Annotated in this window: 5 protein-coding genes; 3 read left to right on the top strand and 2 right to left on the bottom strand. The window is 69.3% G+C overall.

Annotated features, from left to right (window positions below; translation table 11 throughout):
• Positions 1–745 (top strand): pyrroline-5-carboxylate reductase (proC, locus tag WBA11_RS13390; RefSeq protein ID WP_424521172.1); only part of this gene is annotated, 745 nt, incomplete at its 5' end.
• Positions 746–983: 238 nt separating this feature from the next.
• Here the strand turns inward: proC and zwf are convergent.
• A complete protein-coding gene (zwf, locus tag WBA11_RS13385; RefSeq protein WP_424521171.1) occupies positions 984–2,543 on the bottom strand; it encodes a glucose-6-phosphate dehydrogenase in 1,560 nt (519 codons plus the stop codon).
• A 409-nt stretch (positions 2,544–2,952) separates the two neighbouring features.
• On the opposite strand from zwf, the gene WBA11_RS13380 reads away from it, so the two are divergent.
• Entirely contained in the window at positions 2,953–3,624 is a 672-nt protein-coding gene (locus tag WBA11_RS13380; RefSeq protein ID WP_424521170.1) for a hypothetical protein, read from the top strand.
• Positions 3,625–3,660: 36 nt separating this feature from the next.
• Entirely contained in the window at positions 3,661–5,196 is a 1,536-nt protein-coding gene (locus WBA11_RS13375) for a hypothetical protein (RefSeq protein WP_424521169.1), read from the top strand.
• Positions 5,197–5,309: 113 nt separating this feature from the next.
• On the opposite strand, the gene gndA is transcribed toward WBA11_RS13375, so the two are convergent.
• Positions 5,310–6,737, bottom strand: a complete 1,428-nt coding sequence (gndA, locus tag WBA11_RS13370; protein WP_424521168.1) for an NADP-dependent phosphogluconate dehydrogenase — start codon at positions 6,735–6,737, stop codon at positions 5,310–5,312.
• Positions 6,738–6,739: the final 2 nt, after the last annotated feature.

The following is a 6,739-nucleotide window of genomic DNA, read 5'->3' as shown; positions in this document are numbered from 1 at the left end:
CCTCGAGGGCGACCGGATTACGGCGACGCGACGCAGCGAGCACGGTCTTGAAGAGCTTCGCGAGCGGTTTCCGAGCGTCCATGTCACGACGGACAACGTCCGAGCCGTCACGGGGGCGAGCGTCGTCCTGATCTCGGTCAAGCCGCAGAACGTGGCGTCACTCGTGGACGAGGTCAAAGCCCACATCGCGCCCGGCACCCTCGTCTTGTCGACGCTGGCGGGCGTTACGACCGGCGCCATCGCGGACGCCCTCGATCAAGACCTCCCGGTCGTCCGCGCGATGCCGAACACGCCGGCTCTGGTGGACGAAGGCGCCACGGCCATCGCGCCCGGCGAGCACGCCGACGACTCCCACGTCGCCTTGGCGCGCGAGGTCTTCGAGGCCGTCGGCATCGTCGAGGTCGTGCCGGAGCACTTGATGGACGCCGTGACGGGGCTCTCGGGGAGCGGGCCCGCCTACGTGTTCATGGTCATCGAGGCGCTGACGGATGCGGGCGTCAAGCAAGGGTTGCCGCGGTCGGTCGCCGGCCGGCTGGCCGCCAAGACGGTGCTCGGCGCGGCGCGGCTCGCCATCGAGACCCAGCAGCACCCGGCCATCCTGCGCGACCAGGTCACGACGCCGGGCGGCACGACGATCAGCGCGGTCGCGGAACTCGAAAAGCACGGGTTGCGGACCATGCTCATCGACGCCGTCGCGATGGCGACCGAGCGGAGCCGCGAGCTACGCGAGATCTCGGAGGGGTAAGTGGTGGGCGTCCTCGACGACGCGACAGAGCGCTGCCGCAGAGCCCGCCCTCGAGGCCGGACCGGGTCGGCGATCTACGGGGTGGAGTCATGCGCAATGGCGGGACGCAGAGGGCGCTCGGTGTCTCGTGGCGGGCTCGACTTCGAGAGCACGCCGTACGGAGCGGCGCACCATGTCCCTCCGACCCTCGGTGCATCGTCCTCGAGGACGCAAACTGCGCCCTGCGCCCCGACCGCGACTACTTCACCGTCCCGGGGTGGGCTTCCGCGATCGCCTCCGGCGCCGTCCCGACGGGCATCGGATCCGACGGCAGCGGCTCGATCCAGGAGCGGCCGTCGCGGGCCAGCATCCGTTCTGCGGCGGCGGGCCCCCAGGTGCCGGCGGCGTAGTTGGGGAACTCCGCAGGCGGCGTCGCGGACCACGTGTCGAGGACGGGCTGGACCACCTTCCACGCCTCCTCGACCTGGTCGGCGCGCATGAACAACGTCGCGTCGCCCCGGATCGCGTCGAGCAGGAGCGTCTCGTAGGCCTCCGGCGGCGTGTCGAAGGCGTCCTCGTAGTCGAACCGCATCGCGACGGGTTGGAGCAGCATCGACGGGCCGGGACGTTTGGCCTGGAAACGCAGCACGATGCCCTCGTCGGGCTGGATGCGCAGGACGAGACGGTTCGGCTGGAACGCCTCGTCGGCGCCAGCGGGGAAGGCGCGGTGTGGGACGGGACGGAACTGGACCGAGATCTCGGACACGCGGCGCGGCATTCGCTTGCCCGTTCGCAAGTAGAACGGGACGCCGTTCCACCGCCAGTTGTCGACCTCGAGCTTCATCGCGACGTAGGTCTCGGTCGCGGACCGCGGGTCCACCTTGGGCTCGGACCGGTAGCCCGGGACCTGCTCGCCGCCGAGGTATCCCGGCCCGTACTGACCGCGGACGGCGACCTCGTGGACGCGCTCGGGCGTGATGGGCCGGACGGCGCGCAACACATCGACCTTCTTGTTGCGGACCTCGTCGGGTTTGAACGCGACCGGCGGCTCCATCGCGACCAGGCAGAGAAGCTGGAGCAGGTGGTTCTGGACCATGTCGCGCATCGCGCCGGACGTCTCGTAGTACCCGCCCCGGTGCTCCACGCCGACCGTCTCGGCGACCGTGATCTGGACGTGGTCGACGTAGCGGGCGTCCCAGACCGGCTCGAACATGGCGTTCGCGAACCGGAAGGCGAGCAGGTTCTGGACGGTCTCCTTCCCGAGGTAGTGATCGATCCGGTAGACCTGGCTCTCCTGGGCTTCTTTGACCAGGAGCGCGTCCAGGCCGCGCGCGGACTCGAGGTCGCGGCCGAACGGCTTCTCGACCACGAACCGATCGCGCTCCGTATCCGCGAGGAGCCCGGCCTTGGCCAAGCCGGACACGATGGGCGCGACGAGGAACGGGGCGACGGACAGGTAGAAGACGCGGTGCGGCCGCTCCCCGTCAGGCGCGACGTCCTCCAAGCGCATCTGGAGCCGCTGGTACGTGTCGTCCTCGGTGACGTCGCCCTGGACGTAGGCGAGCCGCTCGGCAAACTCGGCCCAGTTCTCGGCGTCGGCGTCCTTGGGGAAGAACCGTCCGAGCGAGTCGGAGGCGTCGCAGGCGAACTCGAGGAACGACGCGTCGTCCATGTCCGCCAGGTCCACGCCGATGACGTCGACCTCCGAGGGCAGGTGGCCTTCGCGGTGCAAGTCGTACAGCGCTGGGATCAGCTTGCGGTGCGCGAGGTCCCCCCCCGCGCCGAAGAGGACGAGTTGGACGGCGTTCGGGAGGTGCATCGGGCGCGTGAGCGGGAGGAGGCCGTCCTACGCGCGAGTCACACCGGGGAGCCCGCCGTCCTCGAGGACGAGCGGCGACCTCGAGGACGGAGGACCACCCCCTGTCCCCTCCTCGGATGAGAAGGGGGACGTCGCGAGCGGCCTCGAGGTCGGGACGCCGACCGGGGACCGGCGGAGTTCGAGGGCGGCATTCAACCTCCCGACTCAGAGCGCCCAAGGACGACGCACGGGCCGAGATCTGAACCGCACGCTCCAGCAGCCTCGAGGACGACGCCCCTCGAGGACGAATGGAGTCCGATCGCGTCGGCGTGACGAGACAAACCCCCTCGCGTCAGCCTCGAGGGCTTAACGCCGAGCCGGGACGCTCGATGCCCCAGGGGAACCGTCTCGACGTCCAGCCCCTCCGCCCATGCGTGCTCGCTACGCCCTCCTCGCCGCCGTCCTCCTCGCCGCGCCCGTCAACGCCCAAGACGTCGGGGTGTCGGTCCGGGCGAGCACGCTCGGAGTCGGAGGCGACCTCTCGGTGGGCGTGGCTCCGACGGTCAACGTCCGGCTGACGGCCAACGGCTTTTCGTACGCGCAGGACGGCCTGTTCGACGGCGCCGACGCCGACATCGACGGCTTGACGCTCGACTACGATGCCGACCTCGGGCTCGGCTCCGTTGGGCTCTTGGCCGACTGGCACCCGCTCGGCAACACGTTCCATATCACGGCGGGCGCGCTCTACAACCTGAACGGCGTCACGGCCGACATCTCCGCCGCGGAGCCGTACTACAACTCCGACCTCGACCGGACCTTCTCCGTCGAGCGGGTCGGCACGCTGCGCGCCGAAATCACCTACGAGCAGCCCATCGCGCCCTACCTCGGCATCGGCGTCGGCGACCTCACGGCCGGGCCGTTCGGCGTCACCCTCGAGGCCGGCGCGGCCTACGTCGGCCCGCCCTCGATCGAGATGACCGGCAGCGGACTCATCGGCGGCACCGCCGACCCCGCCAACGTGGCCGTCCTCGAGGACGGCTTCGACAGCTTCCGCCTGCACCCGGTCGTGTCGCTCGGACTCAAGACCAGCCTGGGCCGCTAGGCGACCTCCTCCCTTTCGGCCGCACGACCCATCGATATGAAACGCTACCTCCTCGCCTTTGCGCTCGCCTTTAGCCTCTCGGCCTGCGACCTCGCCGCGGTCGAGTCCGCGGTGGACGACTTCAACATCATCCTGGGTATCGAGAGCCCGTCGACCGTCGTCGGCGGCGTCGTAGTGGACGCTGCGACCGGCAACCTCGTCGAGGGCGTCGTGTCGATCACCTTCACACCATCGGTTGCGGGCGCGGTGGTCGACGGGTTTGGCGACCCTGTTGAAGGCGCGGACATCGAGGGCGGCGCGTTCACCTTTGCGATTTCGGACGCCTCGATGCCGAGGCAAACAGCTCCAGTCCACGTTGCCGTCTCCGTTGAGGCCGACGGCTACCTGCCGCAACGTCGCGTCATCGCACTGGCCGACTCCGGGTCGTACGGCATGACCATCGCTTTGCTCTCGCCCTCGAGGCCGCCCTCCGGTTCCGGCTCCGGCTCGGCGTCAGGTACATCCGACGGCAACGCTGGGACGACGGCACCCATCACGGCCACCGCCACCTTGGACGACGGCTCATCGACGACTGCCCGTATCGCTCAGGGGACGGTCTTCACCGACGCGAGCGGACGGCCACTCCGAGGCGACCTCGAGGTCGCGGTCACGACCATCTCTCCCGGCACACCCGCCTTCGCGTCGATCCCCGTTCTGGAAAACGGAGACGCCGCCATCGCCGCCTTCTACGTCACCGCAGCCGCTGGTAGCCGTAGCGCCACCTCCGCCGACACCGACGTCGACATCTCCGTCACGATCCCAGACAACGTCCTCGACCCGTCTACAGGCCTGCCCCTCCAGCCCGGTGACCGAGTCGAGGCCATCGCGTTTGATGTGTCCGCCGGAGAATGGGTGCCAGCCGGCTCAGGAGTCGTCACGGCTGCCGGGGCTGGCGGTCGCCGCTCTGGCACGACGATCGTAGGTGCGACCTCGATCGTGGGTAGCCCGATGGCGTACTCGAGGTCGAACATCACCCTGCGAGACGTCACCGTTCGTATCGAACGGAATGGGAACGAGGGATCGGTTGCGGCGCGTGCTGTGACGGCGTCGAACACCATCGAGGGCGTGATCTCGGCGGGGCAGGACTCGGTCGTCCTCGAAGTGCCTGCTGGGGCCGAGCGCCTCGAGACCGGCGTCACACTCAACGGCGCGTTCTACGCTGCCTCGCCCGCTGACTGCGTCGACTGCGTCGTGTCCCTCCGGGCCCCATCGAGGCCCGTGGTGGTCACTGTGAGCCCGACGTGCGCGAACCCCGAGCGGCGCGTCTACGCCAATGCCATGCCGGCGTATTCGATCTCAGCACGCGAAGCCGGTGGGGCGTCGTGGTTCAGCGTCAGCGGAAGCGAGGTCGTGACGCGTGGCTCCGACGGCTCCCTGGAGTCTGTCTCTCTCGAAACGACGGCCTTGCGACCCGGAGCGTCCTACGACATCCGCGTGACGGTCTTGGGTGAGACAGAAGAGTCTGGCGTAGATGTCCCCCCGAGTGGCGAGATCGAGATTTCTGTCGAGGCTCCAAGCGCCTTGTGCCAGTAGAGAGACGCGTTCCACCCGCGTCGATTGCCCATGACACGTCCTCGGGGGCGCTCCTCCAGATCAATCGAGGGAGACGCCGCCCGCATCGGGGCCGGCGGCGTCCTCGAGGGCGGCTAGATCCCGGCGGGCATCCACTGCGCGTGGAAGGTCCCGTCCTTGTCGGTCCGCTGAAAGGTGTGCGCGCCGAAGTAATCGCGCTGAGCGGCGACCAGGTTCGCCGGGAGCCACTCGCTACGGTACGCGTCGAGGTAGGCGAGCGCGGTCGCGAGCGCAGGCGTCGGGATGCCGGCCTGGACACCCAGGCGAACGGCGTCGCGCAACGGCTCGCAGTTCTGGATCACGGTCGGTGCGATCTCGGGAGCGACCAGCAGGTTCGGGACGTCGGGGTCGCTGCGGAACGCCTCACGGAAGGTCTCGAGCAGGTCGGCGCGGATGATGCAGCCGCCGCGCCACACCCTGGCGACGGTCTCGGGATCGAGGCCGAACTCGTAGGCGTCGCTGGCGCGCTTGAGGAGCGCGAAGCCCTGGGCGTAGGTGGCCAGGAACGCGACCAACATCCCTCCGCCGAGCGCCTCGACCAGATCCCCCGGGTCGCCCGGCGCGCGGCCGGCCGGCTTGCCGAGTTGGCTCGAGGCCGCGACGCGCTCGTCCTTCAAGGCCGAGACGTAGCGGGCCGTCACCGCCGCGTCGATGGTCGGCGTGGGGACGCCCAGGTCCATCGCGTCCTGGCTGGTCCACTTGCCCGTCCCCTTCTGCTTGGCCGTGTCCTTGATAAAGTCGAGCAGGTATTGGCCGGTCATGCCTTCCGGCGGCCCCTGGTGGCCCGGCATCTCGTCGGGCGCTACGGTGACGGTCTCGGGCTGGTGCAAGATGTCGGCCGTGATCTCGACCAGATAGGAGCGCAGGGCGCCCTGGTTCCATTCGCCGAAGACGTCGCCCATGCGGTCGTTGCCGAGCCCGCCGCCACGCTTCATCAGGTCGTAGGACTCGGCGAGAAGCTGCATCAGCCCGTACTCGATGCCGTTGTGGACCATCTTGACGTAGTGACCTGAAGCGCCCTCGCCCAGGTGCGCGACGCACGGCTCGCCGTCCACGCTCGCCGCCATCCCCTCGAGGACGGGAGCGACGCGGGAGTACGGCTCCTTCGGACCACCCGGCATCATGCTCGGCCCGGTGCGAGCGCCCTCTTCGCCGCCGGAGACGCCCATCCCGAAAAAGTGCAGGCCCTTCTCGTCCATCATGGACTGACGGCGCTGCGTGTCTTGGTAGAACGAGTTGCCCCCGTCGATCACCAGATCGCCTTCGCTCAGCTTGGGAGCGAGCCCCTCGAGGACGGAGTCGACGGCCTTCCCGGCGGGCACCATGACCAGGATGTTGCGGGGCGTCGGCAGGGACTCGAGGAATGTGTCGAGGTCAGTCGTGGCGACGACGTCGCGCGAGGCTTCCTGCTCGAAGCCGGAGACGGCGTCGTCACCGAGGTCGGTACCGGAGACGTCGGCGCCGGCGTCGAGGGCGTTGAGGGCCAGGTTGCGGCCCATGATGC

The organism is Rubrivirga sp. (genome assembly GCF_049648075.1).
GTDB lineage: Bacteria > Bacteroidota > Rhodothermia > Rhodothermales > Rubricoccaceae > Rubrivirga.
This window is presented reverse-complemented; position numbering and strand designations above follow the sequence as displayed.

Excerpts from the sequence above, each read along its gene's own strand:
- WBA11_RS13380 (WP_424521170.1), top strand. The coding sequence starts at position 2,953 with ATGCGTGCTCGCTACGCCCTCCTCGCCGCCGTCCTCCTCGCCGCGCCC.
- zwf (WP_424521171.1), bottom strand. The coding sequence starts at position 2,543 with ATGCACCTCCCGAACGCCGTCCAACTCGTCCTCTTCGGCGCGGGGGGG.
- WBA11_RS13375 (WP_424521169.1), top strand. The coding sequence starts at position 3,661 with ATGAAACGCTACCTCCTCGCCTTTGCGCTCGCCTTTAGCCTCTCGGCC.